At 67.7% G+C, this 13,717-nt stretch carries 15 protein-coding genes and 1 pseudogene; 10 read left to right on the top strand and 6 right to left on the bottom strand.

All coding sequences use genetic code 11. The annotated features are described in order from the left end of the window. Positions 1 to 606 precede the first annotated feature (606 nt). Together JW364_RS20125 and JW364_RS20120 are read right to left on the bottom strand one after the other, a co-directional pair. Positions 607 to 1,086 carry a hypothetical protein gene (locus JW364_RS20125; RefSeq protein WP_068971535.1) on the bottom strand — a complete coding sequence of 160 codons (480 nt, stop codon included), beginning with the start codon at positions 1,084 to 1,086 and terminating at the stop codon, positions 607 to 609. After that, the gene (locus tag JW364_RS20120; RefSeq protein ID WP_068971534.1) at positions 1,079 to 1,741 is read right to left on the bottom strand and encodes an RNA polymerase sigma factor; all 663 of its coding nucleotides are present in this window, start codon (positions 1,739 to 1,741) and stop codon (positions 1,079 to 1,081) included. The genes JW364_RS20125 and JW364_RS20120 overlap by 8 nt, the downstream gene beginning before the upstream one ends. Before the next feature lie 124 nt (positions 1,742 to 1,865). On the opposite strand from JW364_RS20120, the gene JW364_RS20115 reads away from it, so the two are divergent. The 7 genes from JW364_RS20115 to JW364_RS20085 all read left to right on the top strand — a co-directional run bounded on the left by JW364_RS20115 (position 1,866) and on the right by JW364_RS20085 (position 4,837). After that, positions 1,866 to 2,366 carry an Asp23/Gls24 family envelope stress response protein gene (locus JW364_RS20115; RefSeq protein ID WP_068971533.1) on the top strand — a complete coding sequence of 167 codons (501 nt, stop codon included), beginning with the start codon at positions 1,866 to 1,868 and terminating at the stop codon, positions 2,364 to 2,366. Continuing rightward, positions 2,366 to 2,704, top strand: a complete 339-nt coding sequence (locus JW364_RS20110; RefSeq protein ID WP_068971532.1) for a hypothetical protein — start codon at positions 2,366 to 2,368, stop codon at positions 2,702 to 2,704. Before JW364_RS20115 ends, JW364_RS20110 begins: the two co-directional genes overlap by 1 nt. Beyond that, positions 2,701 to 2,880: a DUF2273 domain-containing protein gene (locus JW364_RS20105; protein ID WP_065630080.1), complete on the top strand. Its 180-nt coding sequence runs from the start codon at positions 2,701 to 2,703 to the stop codon at positions 2,878 to 2,880. Before JW364_RS20110 ends, JW364_RS20105 begins: the two co-directional genes overlap by 4 nt. After that, positions 2,873 to 3,418: an Asp23/Gls24 family envelope stress response protein gene (locus JW364_RS20100; protein WP_068971531.1), complete on the top strand. Its 546-nt coding sequence runs from the start codon at positions 2,873 to 2,875 to the stop codon at positions 3,416 to 3,418. The genes JW364_RS20105 and JW364_RS20100 overlap by 8 nt, the downstream gene beginning before the upstream one ends. After that, positions 3,415 to 4,011 (top strand): DUF6286 domain-containing protein, encoded by a 597-nt coding sequence (locus JW364_RS20095; protein ID WP_068971530.1) that lies wholly within the window; start codon positions 3,415 to 3,417, stop codon positions 4,009 to 4,011. Before JW364_RS20100 ends, JW364_RS20095 begins: the two co-directional genes overlap by 4 nt. Continuing rightward, positions 4,008 to 4,556 carry a hypothetical protein gene (locus JW364_RS20090; protein ID WP_068971529.1) on the top strand — a complete coding sequence of 183 codons (549 nt, stop codon included), beginning with the start codon at positions 4,008 to 4,010 and terminating at the stop codon, positions 4,554 to 4,556. The genes JW364_RS20095 and JW364_RS20090 overlap by 4 nt, the downstream gene beginning before the upstream one ends. An 83-nt stretch (positions 4,557 to 4,639) precedes the next feature. Further along, positions 4,640 to 4,837 (top strand): CsbD family protein, encoded by a 198-nt coding sequence (locus JW364_RS20085; protein WP_068971528.1) that lies wholly within the window; start codon positions 4,640 to 4,642, stop codon positions 4,835 to 4,837. A gap of 105 nt (positions 4,838 to 4,942) precedes the next feature. Here the strand turns inward: JW364_RS20085 and JW364_RS20080 are convergent. From JW364_RS20080 to JW364_RS20065, 4 genes and pseudogenes are all read right to left on the bottom strand, one after another. Then, positions 4,943 to 6,156: pseudogene (locus tag JW364_RS20080) on the bottom strand (RtcB family protein). A gap of 204 nt (positions 6,157 to 6,360) precedes the next feature. Then, positions 6,361 to 6,843: a peroxiredoxin gene (locus JW364_RS20075; protein WP_068971527.1), complete on the bottom strand. Its 483-nt coding sequence runs from the start codon at positions 6,841 to 6,843 to the stop codon at positions 6,361 to 6,363. Beyond that, positions 6,840 to 7,262 (bottom strand): DUF3052 domain-containing protein, encoded by a 423-nt coding sequence (locus JW364_RS20070; protein ID WP_058252048.1) that lies wholly within the window; start codon positions 7,260 to 7,262, stop codon positions 6,840 to 6,842. Before JW364_RS20070 ends, JW364_RS20075 begins: the two co-directional genes overlap by 4 nt. 239 nt (positions 7,263 to 7,501) lie before the next feature. Further along, the gene (locus JW364_RS20065) at positions 7,502 to 8,122 is read right to left on the bottom strand and encodes a hypothetical protein (RefSeq protein ID WP_058252049.1); all 621 of its coding nucleotides are present in this window, start codon (positions 8,120 to 8,122) and stop codon (positions 7,502 to 7,504) included. Between the two features lie 151 nt (positions 8,123 to 8,273). Between JW364_RS20065 and aceE the strand changes: the two genes are divergently transcribed. The 3 genes from aceE (at position 8,274) to JW364_RS20050 (ending at position 13,607) form a co-directional block, all read left to right on the top strand. Beyond that, positions 8,274 to 11,153, top strand: a complete 2,880-nt coding sequence (gene aceE, locus JW364_RS20060; RefSeq protein WP_068971526.1) for a pyruvate dehydrogenase (acetyl-transferring), homodimeric type — start codon at positions 8,274 to 8,276, stop codon at positions 11,151 to 11,153. A gap of 78 nt (positions 11,154 to 11,231) precedes the next feature. Continuing rightward, on the top strand, positions 11,232 to 12,503 hold the full coding sequence (locus tag JW364_RS20055) for a CdaR family transcriptional regulator (RefSeq protein ID WP_068971890.1): 1,272 nt from the start codon (positions 11,232 to 11,234) through the stop codon (positions 12,501 to 12,503). A gap of 195 nt (positions 12,504 to 12,698) precedes the next feature. Then, complete coding sequence (locus JW364_RS20050) at positions 12,699 to 13,607, top strand: ACP S-malonyltransferase (protein ID WP_137810264.1); 909 nt, start codon at positions 12,699 to 12,701, stop codon at positions 13,605 to 13,607. The last annotated feature ends 110 nt before the right edge of the window (positions 13,608 to 13,717 follow it).

The following is a 13,717-nucleotide window of genomic DNA, read 5'->3' as shown; positions in this document are numbered from 1 at the left end:
GGGTGCGGGCCAGGCAGGACGTCGCGGGGGAAGGGGTCCCAGTCGGCCAGGAGGGCCGTTGGTTGCGGTTCGCGGTGACGTCGAGTCATGGGCTGACCATACGTCCTCGCGTACGCGCGCGCGAGTGTGAGTTCTGTTGTCGGCGTGTCGGTTTCGTGTCCTGAGCTTGAGCAACCTCAGATAATCGCTGGTGGTGTGGGGTGTGGGTTGTTGTTGTGTCTTGCTCTGACACAAGTGAATTGGTTTGCTCCCACATTTTCGCGGGCGCCCGGAGCTTGCGCGCGGCGCGCGCGGCAGTCGTGACCGGGGCAGCACGGCGGCGGAGACCGCAGAGACCGCAGTGAGACCGCAGTACCCAGTTATTCGGGTGTGTTTGGGTGGTTGTTGGTGTTGCTTGTTCTCACTGGTCTCGGCGGGCTAATCCGTTGTGCGCGTTGCCTATGTGCGGTGTTGAGGGTACTTGTTGGGTATTGGAGTCACTTGGTTGCAAACGCCGAGACCAGAGGTCTTACACACCAGCGGTCAGGGGTTCGAATCCCTTTGCGCGCACTCCCCCGATTTCGTAGCTCAGACCCGCGCCCAGCGCGACTCCTATCCGTGAAATCGCTACCGGCTCAACCACTCCCGCGTGTAGACGTCCTGCCAGCGCACCGAGATGTTGCGTCGGGCGGCAGCACTGCTCTCGGTCCCGAGGGTGTCGATCAGCACGTCGTCGACGATGTCGCGCACCTCGTCGGAGAGCGCGGTCAGGTCGTCGGCGTACCGAGCGATCAGGCCGACGCGCACACCGTCGACGGTGTCACCGGTGCCGTCGACCGACGCGAAGACCGTCAGGCGGCCGAGTTCGCGGCGGGTACGCACGGCGATGAGTTGTTTGACGACGCGGTCGCTCGTGTTGACGCGCAGTTCGTCGGTCGCCAGGGTCCGAGCCGGCCGCCGAATCCGTTGCAGGCTGCCCGAGATCGAGGTGATCAGCCGATCGACGTCACCGATGGGTTCGTCGGCGGCGATCTGCTGTGTCGCCTCGACGAGCCAGGCGTCGGCAACGTCGGTGGCCTCGAAGTCGCGTCCGTGCTTGTCAGGCACCGACCTCGCCTCCCTCCGCGTCGTCGACGGTCTCCGTCGGTGTGATTCTCGGTTTACCAGGGTTCCACGGCGCCAAACGGGTCAACAGGAACTTCCGGCTCCGTTGGAGATGACCGCGCACCGATCCCGTGGTGATGCGCAACACCTGTCCGATTTCCTCGAGCGTAAGCCCCTCGACTTCCTTCAGCCACCACGCGGCGCGCGAATTGGCGGGGAGGTTGCCCAATTCGGCGCGCAGCGCATCCATGAGCAGACTCCGTTCGGCCATGTCGGAGGGCAGCGGTCCGGCGGCCTCGAGTTCGGCGAACCGCTCGTCGTCGAACGGGACGTCGCGTCGGCGGCGGTGGTGGTCCACCGCCTTGCGGTGCGCGATGGCGAACATCCAGGTACGGAAGCTGCTCCGGAAAGCGAAGTCGGGCAGCCCCTTCCACGCGTCGAGCAAGGTCTCCTGCGTGAGGTCCTCGCCGGTCTGCTGACTGTCGACCATCCGCAGCATGAATCGCAGCAGACCCGGGGTCACGCGCCGGACGAGCACGTCGAACGCCTCGGTGTCGCCGACGGCCGCCGCGCCGGCGAGTTCGTCATCACCGAGCTGGGAGAGGTCGAGTCCAACTAGGTCGGGCGGCTCCCTGTGAGCTGAATCACCGGTATTCATGCGTGCAACTCCCCCCGTCCGTCCCGACTGACCTTACAGACGGATCGTGAACAGCCTTTGCGATCGCGCATCATCCGAACACGGTCCGTCTACGAAGAAGACACGACGACCGAAGGAGTTCGACATGTCCGCAAGCGCCACCACCAGCAAGGACGCCACCAAGGACGAAGCCACCACCGTCGACGCCACGCGCACCGACGGCGCCGCGGGCCGTGCCCTCGCCCGCCGTGATCCGTCGGGCGACCGGGGACGCACCTCCATTGCCGACATCGTGGTCGCCAAGGTCGCCGGGATCGCCGCACGCGAGATCGACGGTGTCCACGACCTGGGCGGCACCACCGAGCGCGTGGTCGGCCGGGTCCGCGACGTCCTGCCGGGCACGACGGTGAGCACCACCCAGGGTATCGAGGTCGAGGTCGGCGAGCGTCAGGCCGCCGTGGACGTCTCGATCGTGGCCGAGTACGGCGTCGCGATTCATCAACTCGCAGCGGCCATTCGACGGAATGTGGTCTCGGCGATCGAGCAGATGACGGGTCTCGAGGTCACCGAGGTCAACATCACCGTGCACGACATCGCGTTCGGCGACGACGAGCAGGAGTCGAACACCACCCCGCGGGTCCAGTGATGACGTCGGACCTCCCGGCGGCGCGGACCGGCGACGGGGGCCCACTGGCGGAACGCCTCGCCACCGCCGTCCTCGCCGTACCGGGCGTCCGTGACCTGCACAACGGCCTGTTCGGGGAAATCGCCACGTATCTCCCCGGGCGTCGGGTCCCGGGCGTGTCCCTCGCCGACGACCACGGCGAGGTCCACATCGTCGTCGACGCAGCGTACGACCTCCACGGCACTGCCGCGCGGGTACGCGATGTCACCGAGGAGCTCGCCGCGAGACCCGTCACGGTGACCGTGGCAGACATCAGCGTCAGCTCGAAGCCGACTCCGAAAGATGGTGAAGCGCAATAAACAACGCGATCGTGGGCCTGTTCGCCGGCCTGCTCCTCGCTCTGGCCGCCGTCGCCGGCGGGCTGGCCGGTTTCCTGCTGGCCATCGTGCTCGGCGCCGCGGGACTCGTGCTGGGACTCAACCGGGACGGCACCATCGATCTGGGCGCACTCCTGCGGAGCCGGGGTCGTGGCTGAGCACGAATCCGGCGGGCCCGCCCGGGATGCTCACCCGACCGCGGGTGACTCGCCGCCCGGCACGCTCACCGTCGCCGATCGCGTGATCGAGAAGATCGCGGCCCGAGCGGCTCTCGACATCCCGGGGGTCGTCCGCCATCGCGGTGGCGTCGGGTCGGTACTGGGAGTCGGTGAGCGGAACTTTCCCGACGCGGCCGTTCGTGCGGGCGGCGCCAGGATCACCCTGTCCCTCGCCCTCGAATGGCCGTGCGCGGTCGCCGAGGTGTCCCGCACCACACGCGATCACGTCGCCGCCGAGGTCGAGCGACTCGCCGGGATCGTTCCGCTTCGCGTCGACGTGACGGTGTCCAAGTTCGAGTCACGACAGGCGATCCGGCGCCTGCAGAAGGGTTACGTGGACCTGCCGCCGGTCTCCGACGAGCCCGAATACGACGACGTTGACGCCCACATTCGCGACAACGACCCGCGCCCCGACGACCCGGACAACACCGACGCATTCACTCCGACCATCAGCATCGACACGGGGGTACGACGATGACGCAGACCGCACCCGAATCGGGTACCGCTCCTGTCGCGACCCTACGGAACACCGACGCCCAGAACGTCTTCCCACCTGCAGCTCTCCCGGGCGCTGCGAACGCCGGCGCAGCGTTGGGGCTCGCTCTCCTCGCTCTCGGCGCGGCAGCCGTACGCGACATCGCCGTCGACGCGAGCTGGCTCAATGGTCGTCCGTGGTCGGTCACCGCCGCCGAGTGGGTCGCAGAACTGCAGTGGCAGAATTGGATGTGGCCGGCCGCGATCGGGTCGATCTTCGTAGGCCTCGTCCTGCTGTGGATCGCGATCAAGCCTCGTCGCCGGACCCACCTCGAACTCGCCGCTGGCGAGGGGATGTGGACCCGCCCCGGAGACGTCGCCCGACGCTGCAGCGCTGCCGTGTCCGACCTGCCCGGCGTACTCGACGCCGCCACCGTGGTGACGCGACGGAAGGTCACCTGCACCGTCGGGGTGCGGAGACAGGTCGCCGACCGCGCCCTCATCGACAGCACGGTCGCCGCCGTGGCGGCCGATCTCGCCTCGTCACCGCGGGTTGTGGTGCGCGTGCGCGATCGAGGACCGAGGAGCGTCCGATGAATCGTCTTCCCGCAACCGCACATCGGCTGTCGGTCGGACTCGTGGCGCTGCTGCTCATCATCGTCGGCGTCGGAGCCGTGGCATGGAAGGTCGACGCCCAACCGGTGGCCGGGTGGGTCGACCGTCTCGACGAGCGTGCCGCTCTCGACGCCGCGCAGGCGTCCCGGTGGGTCTGGGTATTGGCCGGCGTCACCGTGATCGCGATCGGCTGGGGCCTGTTGTTGCTGGCCACCAACGTACGGCCCCGCGCAGTGGACGACGCTCTGCTCGTCGGTTCCAATCAGACCGGAGCGCTCACCGTCGCACCGAAACTGATCGCGGACGCGGCAGCGACGGAACTGGCCGGGAACCCGCTGTTCCAGAAGGTGACCGCGAGAGCGATCGACGACCGGTCGCGCAGCATCATCCGGCTCGAGGTGTCGGCGACGCCGAATCGGAGCTTCGACGAGGTCACCGCGCCCGTCGCGGAGACCGTCGCCGCCATCCGTACCGCGCTCGGAGAGTCCGGAGTCCATGTCCAGGCTCTGATCCACCTCGACAGGTGACCTCGACCCGATGGCTCCACACAGACCGACAGACCGCCTCGTCCGGGGCGGTCGTCCGAAGAAGAAATGAAGGGAAAGACACGATGGGATTCAGCGACAAGGTCGGCAACAAGGCCGAGGACCTCTCCGGCAAGGCGAAGGAGGCCGCCGGCGATGTGACCGGTGACGACCAGCTAAAGAGCGAGGGCAAGGACGATCAGCTCTCCGCGGCCGTCAAAGACGGCGCGGAGAACGTGAAGGATGCCGCGTCGAACATCAAGGACAAGCTGACCGGCAAGTGATCATCGCCGCCGGCAGCCGAACCTCCCCGCCAGCGGTGACAGGGCGAATCCCGAGGGCGCCCAGCACCTTCGGGATTCGTCCTGTTGTCGGCCAGGAACGGTCGGTCACGTCCCCTTGACGTTGAGGATCTGTCGCAGGGTGTACTCGATGTCCACCAGATCGACGGCGTCGGCCATGACCTGATCGATGTCCTTGTACGCATCCGGGATCTCATCGACCCACTGCTCGCCGTGACGGTACTCGATCCCCGCCATCCGGGCGGCGAGATCGTCGGCGGTGAACCGCCTCCGCGCCTCGCTCCGAGAGAACCGCCGGCCGGCACCGTGCGGCGCCGAGCACAGGCCCGCGGGATTCCCCTTGCCAGCACCACATACGACCGTGTACCCATCGAACCCGGGATGACGCCCCGTACGCCCTCATGGGCGTCGATCGCACCCTTCCGGGTGAGCCAGACGTCCTGGCCCGCGTGCGTCTCCCGCACGGTGTAGTTGTGGTGGCAATTGATCCGGTCCACCTCCAGGGATTCCGTTTCCTCGACGACGCCACCGGAGGCGTTGTCTGCGAACCACTTTCCGAACACCTCGACGAAGCGGTCCATCATCTCGGCGCGGTTCTCGAACGCGAACCGCTGCGCCCAGGACAGATCCCCCAGATAGGCGGTCAGTTCCGGGGTCCCCTGCGGCAGGTATGCGAGGTCGGCGTTCGGCAGCTTGATCCACCACTGGCGGCACAACCGCTGAGCGATCTTGATGTGCTTCTGCGCGATCTTGTTGCCGACGCCCCGCGAACCCGAGTGCAGGAACAGCCACACCACGTCGCCCTCGTCGAGGCACAGCTCGATGAAGTGGTTGCCACCGCCGAGCGAGCCCAGCTGCTCCCGCCACTTCGGCGAATGTGACAGGTCGACACCGTCTTTCGTCGCCTGTTCGGCGAGGGCATCAATGCGTGGCCGGGTGAACTCGAACCGGTCCACACCGCGGTTGTAGTTGCCGGGCGACAGCGGGATCGCGTCCTCGATCGTCCTCCGCAGTCGCCCGAGGTCCATTCCGTCGATGTCCGCGGCGCGCAGGCGCGTCTGCACCGCGATCATGCCGCAGCCGATGTCGACGCCGACGGCCGCGGGAATCACCGCGCCGGTCGTCGGGATGACGGTGCCCACCGCGGAGCCCTTCCCGAAGTGTGCGTCGGGCATGAGGGCGATGTGCGGGTGCACGAACGGCAACCGGGCGGTCTCGGCCGCTTGGGTCAGGGTGTTGTCGTCCACGTGCGATGCATAGTTCAGCACCTTGGGCGACACCTTGGTCGGCATGGAGTTCATCCTCTCGTGTGCGCCCGGGTCAGCGGGCCCACACATCACACCGTCGAATCCCCGGTGCGGCAACCGTATTTCTTCTTCCCGATGCCACCCGGAACTCTCGCCGCCACCCGTCGCGGCGACACGACGGCGCGCAGCACTGACTCACGGGCGACACAGACACACCAGGCGACCCGTCATGTACCGACCCGAGTCGACAGCAGATGGTCAGCCGATGACGCCGAGTGCCTTGTCCCAGACCGCGTTCTCGCGCACCTCACCGGGACCGACCATGTCGGCGAAGACGATCGTGCCGTCCCGATCGACGAGAAAGGTCCCGCGGTTCGCGTAGCCGCGGTCCTCGTTGAACACCCCGTAGGCGCGCGCGGTGTCGCCGTGCGGCCAGAAGTCGGACAGCAGCGGGAACAGGAAACCCTGCGCGGCGGACCACACCTTGTGCGTGGGAGAGGGTCCGACCGAGATGGTCACCGTGGTCACGTCGTCGTTGTCGAAACGGGGCTGCTGGTCGCGGATGTAGCCGAGCTCGCCCTGGCAGGTACCGGTGAACGCGAGCGGGAAGAACACGACGAGCACGTTGCGGTCGGCTCGCAGGGTCGACAGCGACACGAGCTGGTTGTTCTGGTCGCGCAGGGCGAAATCCGGGGCCCGGTCACCGACGGTCAGGGGCGCAGAAGGCAGAGCACCGCTCATGCTTTCTTGCCCGCGCGGGCCTTGGGCTGGACCAGTCGGGCCGCCGACCAGTCACCGAGGCTGATGGCCGACGTCTGGGTGAGTCCCGCGGTCGGGGCCGCCTCGGCGATCTCACTCGGATCGACGTAGCCGGACTTGCCGGTCTTCGGCGACAACACCCACACGAAACCGTCTTCGGCGAGCGGGCCGATCGCATCCATGAGGGCGTCGACGAGGTCGCCGTCGCCGTCGCGCCACCAGAGGACCACGACGTCGACGACGTCATCGGCATCCTCGTCGACCATCTCGGCGTCGATCGCGTCCTCGATGTCAGCGCGCAGTTCGTCGTCGGTGTCCTCGTCCCAGCCGAGTTCCTGCACGACCAAGCCTGCGGTCAAGCCCAGTTTCTGGGCGTTGCTACCGTCTGTGGCGGCTACCACCGCGCGTGACCTCCTGAAGATTCGTGGATCGTTCTGTGCGTCGTCTGTGGCGAATCCGCGTGCGCTCCCGCACGCCGTTCGCCTGTCAGCATAGGCAACAGCCTAGAGCCTCACATTGCAAGCCGAACGCCGTCAGGGATTTCGGGCGTTTCGCACCGGTTCCGTGACCGACCCGCCCGATCGTTACCCACAGCGGGGCGGAACAAACCGTACCCAGCGGCGCGAGGCGGACGGCGGCGTCAACCCCCGGGTCGCTCGGCCGACGTCGTGGCGGGAACCGACGGTCGAGGTGTGGCCGAGGACGTGGCCGGGAGCGGCGTGTAGGTACCGCACACATCGAGCAGGCGCTGTTTGGTGCGAGACCACTCGCTCGACACCGGGTTCAGGCCGGCACGCAGTTCGCGACTGATCGCGTTCTCGAGGCGCGCGGTCGACGCGAGGAACGCCCGCGCCGGCGTGGAGACGGCCGCCGGCGACGTCTCGGTGATCTTGGGGCGGATCCCGTCGGCACCGGCGATGAGACTGGCACGTGCCTTCTCGTCGAGATCCCCTACCCCGGCGTAGGTCTGCGCCGCGTTCAGCCGGGCGACGAAGGCGTTGAACCCGCGGACCATCACGACCATCGACGCCATCGACTCGCGGCAGAGCTCGACACCCTCGGCACGCACCTCCGCGGCCGCCGAGGCGGACAGTTCGGAGCGGTACACCGCCACCTCGCCGGGCGCCGGCGCCCCCGCGCCATCGACGGTCGACGCGCACGCCCCCGACAGGGCCGCGCCGAGTGCGATCGTGGCCGCGGTCGCCGACCGGACGGCACGACCCCGGCGCCGCCCGTCGGCCGCGCCTCCTCGATCCGGCATCCACTCCCCCTACTGGTCAGTAACCGTTTCTGGACGCTACCGCATCACGCCGATCGGGACACGCGACACGGATCCACCCGGTGCCAAGCCACCCCACATGGGGCACGATGAGGGTAGGCGCCGCACCACATCGGAGTGCGGTGCCGACGCCATGCGGTCGGACCACCACCCCGAGTTCGGCCTGTCAGAGGGAGTAGGCATCACCGTGACCAACCAGATGGACCAAGCGACACAGGACGTCTCGCCGAGCGCCGCCGGGAACACCGGCCCCAGCTCGAACGGACGTGCCGCCGGACAACGAGTCCGGGTCATCCGTGAAGGAGTCGCGTCCTATCTGCCAGACATCGACCCCGACGAGACCGACGAGTGGCTCGACTCGTTCGACGCCCTCCTCGACGCCGCGGGCCCTGGTCGCGCCCGGTACCTGATGTTGCGTCTGCTCGAACGCGCCGGCGAGAAGCGGGTGTCGATCCCCGCGCTCACCTCCACCGACTACGTCAACACCATCCCCACCGAGGCCGAACCCTGGTTCCCCGGTGACGAGGACGTCGAACGCCGATTCCGCCAGATGATCCGGTGGAACGCCGCGATCATGGTGCACCGCGCACAGCGCCCGGGCGTCGGCGTGGGCGGCCACATCTCCACCTACGCCTCGTCGGCGTCGCTGTACGAGGTCGGCTTCAACCACTTCTTCCGCGGCAAGGACCATTCCGGCGGCGGCGACCACATCTTCATCCAGGGCCACGCCTCCCCGGGCATCTATGCCCGCGCCTACCTCGAGGGCCGCATCGACGAGGCCCGCATGGACGGGTTCCGGCAGGAGCACAGCCACGCCGGCGAGGGCGGCGGTCTGCCGTCGTACCCGCACCCGCGACTGATGCCGGACTTCTGGGAGTTCCCGACGGTGTCGATGGGCATCGGCCCCATGAATGCCGTCTACCAGGCGCGGTTCAACCACTACCTGCACGACCGAGGCATCAAGGACACCTCCGACCAGCACGTGTGGGCCTTCCTCGGCGACGGCGAGATGGACGAGCCGGAATCGCGCGGTTTCGCCAGCTTCGCGGCCACCGAGGGCCTCGACAACCTGACCTTCGTCATCAACTGCAACCTGCAGCGTCTCGACGGCCCCGTGCGCGGCAACGGCAAGATCATCCAGGAGCTCGAGTCGTTCTTCCGCGGTGCGGGCTGGAACGTCATCAAGGTCATCTGGGGCCGCGAGTGGGACTCGTTGCTGCACGCCGACCGTGACGGCGCGCTGGTCAACCTGATGAACACCACCCCCGACGGCGACTTCCAGACCTACAAGGCCAACGACGGCGCGTTCGTCCGCGAGCACTTCTTCAACCGCGACCCGCGCACGAAGGAACTCGTCAAGGACCTCTCCGACGCCGACATCTGGAACCTCAAGCGCGGCGGCCACGACTACCGCAAGATCCACGCCGCCTACGCCGCGGCGATGACCCACAAGGGACAGCCGACGGTCATCCTGGCCCACACCATCAAGGGCTATACGCTCGGCAAGCACTTCGAGGGCCGCAACGCGACGCACCAGATGAAGAAGCTGACGCTCGACGACCTGAAGGCCTTCCGCGACAGCACTCGCATCCCGATCTCCGACGAGCAGCTCGAGAAGGACCCGTACCTGCCGCCGTACTACCACCCCGGCAAGGACTCGCCGGAGCTGCAGTACATGCTCGACCGGCGCAAGACCCTCGGCGGCTTCCTGCCGAGCCGCCGCACCAAGGCGAAGGTGCTGAAGGCCGACATGAGTTCGGCACTGAAGGCCACCGCGAAGGGCTCGGGCAAGCAGCAGGTCGCGACCACCATGGCGCTCGTGCGCGTCTTCAAGGATCTGTTGCGCGACAAGGAGGTCGGCAAGCGGATCGTGCCGATCATCCCGGACGAGGCGCGGACCTTCGGTATGGACTCCTGGTTCCCGACCCTCAAGATCTACAACCGCAACGGACAGCTCTACACCTCGGTCGACGCCGAACTGATGCTCGCCTACAAGGAGAGCCCGGAGGGTCAGATCCTGCACGAGGGCATCAACGAGGCCGGGTCGGCAGCCAGCTTCGCCGCGGTCGGCACGTCGTACTCGACCCACGACGAGCCGATGATCCCGCTGTACATCTTCTATTCGATGTTCGGCTTCCAGCGCACCGGTGACAGCTTCTGGGCCGCCGCCGACCAGATGGCGCGCGGTTTCATCATCGGCGCGACCGCGGGCCGCACCACGCTGACCGGCGAGGGCCTGCAGCACGCCGACGGGCATTCGCCGCTGCTCGCCGCGACCAACCCCGCCGTCGTCTCCTACGATCCGGCCTTCGCCTACGAACTCGGCCACATCGTCGAGAGCGGTATGGAGCGCATGTTCGGCGAGGACCCGGAGAACGTCTTCTACTACCTGACCGTCTACAACGAGCCGATCAGTCAGCCGGCGAAACCTGAGGGACTCGACCCGACCGGCATCGTCAAGGGTGCGTACCGGTTCCAGAAGGCGCCGGAGGGCAAGGAACACCCGGCCAACATCCTCGTGTCCGGTGTGACCATGCCCGACGCACTGCGCGCCGCCGACATGCTCGCGGAGGAATGGAACGTCGGCGCCGACGTCTACTCGGTCACGTCGTGGAGCGAGCTCGCCCGGGACGGGATCCGCGCCGACCGCGAGGTACTGCGTGATCCGGCCGCCGAGCCGGCACCGGCGTACCTGACCAAGCTGCTCGCCGACGCCGCCGGCCCGTTCGTCGGTGTCAGCGACTACATGCGCGGAGTGCAGGAGCAGATCCGGGCATACCTCCCGGGCACCTACCTCACGCTGGGGACGGACGGGTTCGGGTTCTCCGACACGCGCCCGGCGGCGCGACGGTTCTTCAACGTCGACGCTGAGTCCATCGTCGTCGCGGTGCTCGTCGCGCTCGCCCGGGACGGCAACATCGAGATGTCGGTGGCCAAGCAGGCCGCCGACAAGTACCAGATCGACGACGTCTCGGCCGCACCCGAGCAGACCAGCGATCCGGGAGTCGCCTGACCGGTCGCGCCGACGGACACGGCCTCCACTCGCCCTCGGCCGGGGAACCCACCCCGGCCGAGGGGCTAGATTGAGGTCGTGTCCGATGCGCGCGTGAACAGGAAGCAGCCACCGGCTGACGTGTTCGGTGAGCGGGGCGCGCACGTACCGGCCCCCGCCACCGTGCACGACGCGCTGCCGGACACTCTTCTCCGGCGGGTCAAGCAGTACAGCGGCCGACTCGCCACCGAGGCGGTCCATTCGATGCAGGACCAGCTGCCCTATTTCTCCGACCTCGACGCCGCGCAACGCGCGAGTGTGCAACTCGTCGTGCAGACCGCGGTGGTCAACTTCGTCGAGTGGATCCAGGACCCCGAGGGCAACGTGAAGTTCACGGTCCAGGCCTTCCAGGTGGTCCCGCAGGATCTCGCCCGCCGCATCACGCTGCTGCAGACCGTCGAAATGGTCCGCGTGGCCATGGAGTTCTTCGAGAAGTGGCTGCCGCTCCTCGCCCGCAACGATGCCCAGCTCCGTGCGCTGACCGAGTCGGTGCTGCGCTACGGACGCGAGATCGGTTTCGCCGCGGCGGCGATCTACGCCTCGGCCGCGGAATCGCGCGGGGCGTGGGACTCCCGGCTCGAGGCCCTCGTCGTCGACGCGGTGGTCCGCGGCGACACCGGGCCGCAATTGCTCTCTCGCGCAGCGGCGCTCAATTGGGACTCGGATGCCCCGGCCACCGTGATAGTCGGGACGCCGCCGCCGGAACAGAACGTGTCGGTGCCACTGGCGATCCACAACACGGCCAAGTCCTTCGACCGGTCGGCCCTGTCGGTGGTGCAGGGTTCGGTGCTGGTGGCCATCGTGAGCGGTCCCGCCCGTCCGACCGAGAAGTTCGTCGGCGCACTGCTCTCCCACTTCGCCGACGGTCCGGTGGTGATCGGTCCGACCATGCCGAACCTCGGCAGCGCGCACTCGAGTGCCACCGAGGCGATGGCCGGGATCGAGGCGGTGGCCGGCTGGCCGAGCGCACCGCGGCCGGTCCACAGTCTCGAACTGCTACCCGAGCGCGCGCTCAATGGCGATGAGTCAGCGATGACCGCTTTGATCGAATCCCTCGTCCAGCCGCTCGCCGAGGGCGGTGCGACGCTGACCACCACTCTCGAGGCCTACCTCGACTCCGGCGGCTCGGTCGAGTCCTGCGCCCGAATTCTGTACATCCATCCAAATACGGTTCGCTACCGACTGAAGAAAATTTCGGAAATCACAGGACGTGACCCAACTAACCCGCGCGACGCCTACGTTCTGAGGGTCGCGTCGACGGTGGGTCGACTGACACACTTCCGGCACAAATCGCCATCATCTGCCACATGAGTCACACGGGTTTCATGTCCGATTCACCGTTTCCGCTGATAGGAGCTTTAAGAACACAGTTCGGTAACAAATCTCAGACTGGTGACGAACCAGGTGATCTCTAGGTCTCCTTTGTGGGAACCCCACAAAAGCCCGCGACAAGCTTCATGCTTCTCCACACCCACATCCCGCGGGTAAAGGGTGTTCTCTGGTCACGTGCTTTCGATGCTTGCTCCCGGACAGGGTTCTCAGACACCCGGCATGCTCACGCCGTGGCTCGAATTGCCGGGCGCGCGTGACCAGATCGCCACCTGGTCCAAACAGACCCGTCTGGACCTCGAACGCCTCGGCACCACCGCCACGGCGGAGGAGATCACCGACACCGCCGTGACCCAGCCACTCGTCGTCGTCGCCGCACTGCTGGCCTACGACGAGGTGCGCAAGCACGGTGAACTGCCCGCCGACGCCGTGGTCGCCGGCCACTCGGTCGGCGAACTCGCCGCCGCCGCGATCACCGGTGTCATCTCGGCCGACGAGGCCGTCACGCTGGCCGCGCTGCGCGGCTCGGAGATGGCGAAGGCGTGTGCCCTGCAGCCCACGACCATGGCCGCGGTCCTCGGGGGCGACGAGGCGGCCGTCCTCGCACGCCTCGACGAACTCGATCTGGTCCCCGCCAACCGCAACGCCGCCGGGCAGATCGTCGCCGCCGGCGCCGTCGCGCAGATCGACGAGCTCATCGCCTCGCCGCCGGAGAAGGCCCGGATCCGCAAGCTCGCGGTCGCCGGCGCGTTCCACACGCACTTCATGGCCCCGGCGCAGGACGCGGTCGCCGCTGCCGCCGCCCGCATCACCCCCGCCGATCCCACCCGGACCCTGCTGTCGAACTCCGACGGACAGCCGGTGACGAACGGAGCCGACGCGCTCGCCAAGCTGGTGGGACAGGTGACCAGGCCGGTCCGCTGGGATCTGTGCTCGGCGTACCTGCGCGACCACTCGGCCCACGCCCTGGTGGAACTTCCCCCGGCGGGGACGCTGGTGGGCATCGCGAAGCGCGAGCTCAAGGGCACCCCCGCGCTGGCGCTCAAGGAGCCCGGCGACATCGCGAAGATCACCGAACTTGGATAGCGGTCGCGGCTGGTCCGCGACCCCCGGAACGTCGGCTTCGATGTCGGCGTGTCCAAGCGCGCGGACTTCTCCGTCCGTGCTGCGCTCCGGAAATCTCACATCCACGTAGG

The organism is Gordonia sp. BP-119 (genome assembly GCF_016924115.1).
GTDB classification, from domain to species: Bacteria; Actinomycetota; Actinomycetes; order Mycobacteriales; family Mycobacteriaceae; genus Gordonia; species Gordonia hongkongensis.
The sequence above is the reverse complement of the archived record's forward strand: the minus strand, read 5'-3'. Positions and strand labels throughout refer to the sequence as shown.

What these genes read in the sequence shown, in the direction of transcription:
- JW364_RS20120 (WP_068971534.1), bottom strand. Translation starts at nt 1,741, where the DNA reads ATGAATACCGGTGATTCAGCTCACAGGGAGCCGCCCGACCTAGTTGGA.
- JW364_RS20115 (WP_068971533.1), top strand. Translation starts at nt 1,866, where the DNA reads ATGTCCGCAAGCGCCACCACCAGCAAGGACGCCACCAAGGACGAAGCC.
- JW364_RS20110 (WP_068971532.1), top strand. Translation starts at nt 2,366, where the DNA reads ATGACGTCGGACCTCCCGGCGGCGCGGACCGGCGACGGGGGCCCACTG.
- JW364_RS20095 (WP_068971530.1), top strand. Translation starts at nt 3,415, where the DNA reads ATGACGCAGACCGCACCCGAATCGGGTACCGCTCCTGTCGCGACCCTA.
- JW364_RS20090 (WP_068971529.1), top strand. Translation starts at nt 4,008, where the DNA reads ATGAATCGTCTTCCCGCAACCGCACATCGGCTGTCGGTCGGACTCGTG.
- JW364_RS20085 (WP_068971528.1), top strand. Translation starts at nt 4,640, where the DNA reads ATGGGATTCAGCGACAAGGTCGGCAACAAGGCCGAGGACCTCTCCGGC.
- JW364_RS20075 (WP_068971527.1), bottom strand. Translation starts at nt 6,843, where the DNA reads ATGAGCGGTGCTCTGCCTTCTGCGCCCCTGACCGTCGGTGACCGGGCC.
- JW364_RS20065 (WP_058252049.1), bottom strand. Translation starts at nt 8,122, where the DNA reads ATGCCGGATCGAGGAGGCGCGGCCGACGGGCGGCGCCGGGGTCGTGCC.
- aceE (WP_068971526.1), top strand. Translation starts at nt 8,274, where the DNA reads ATGCGGTCGGACCACCACCCCGAGTTCGGCCTGTCAGAGGGAGTAGGC.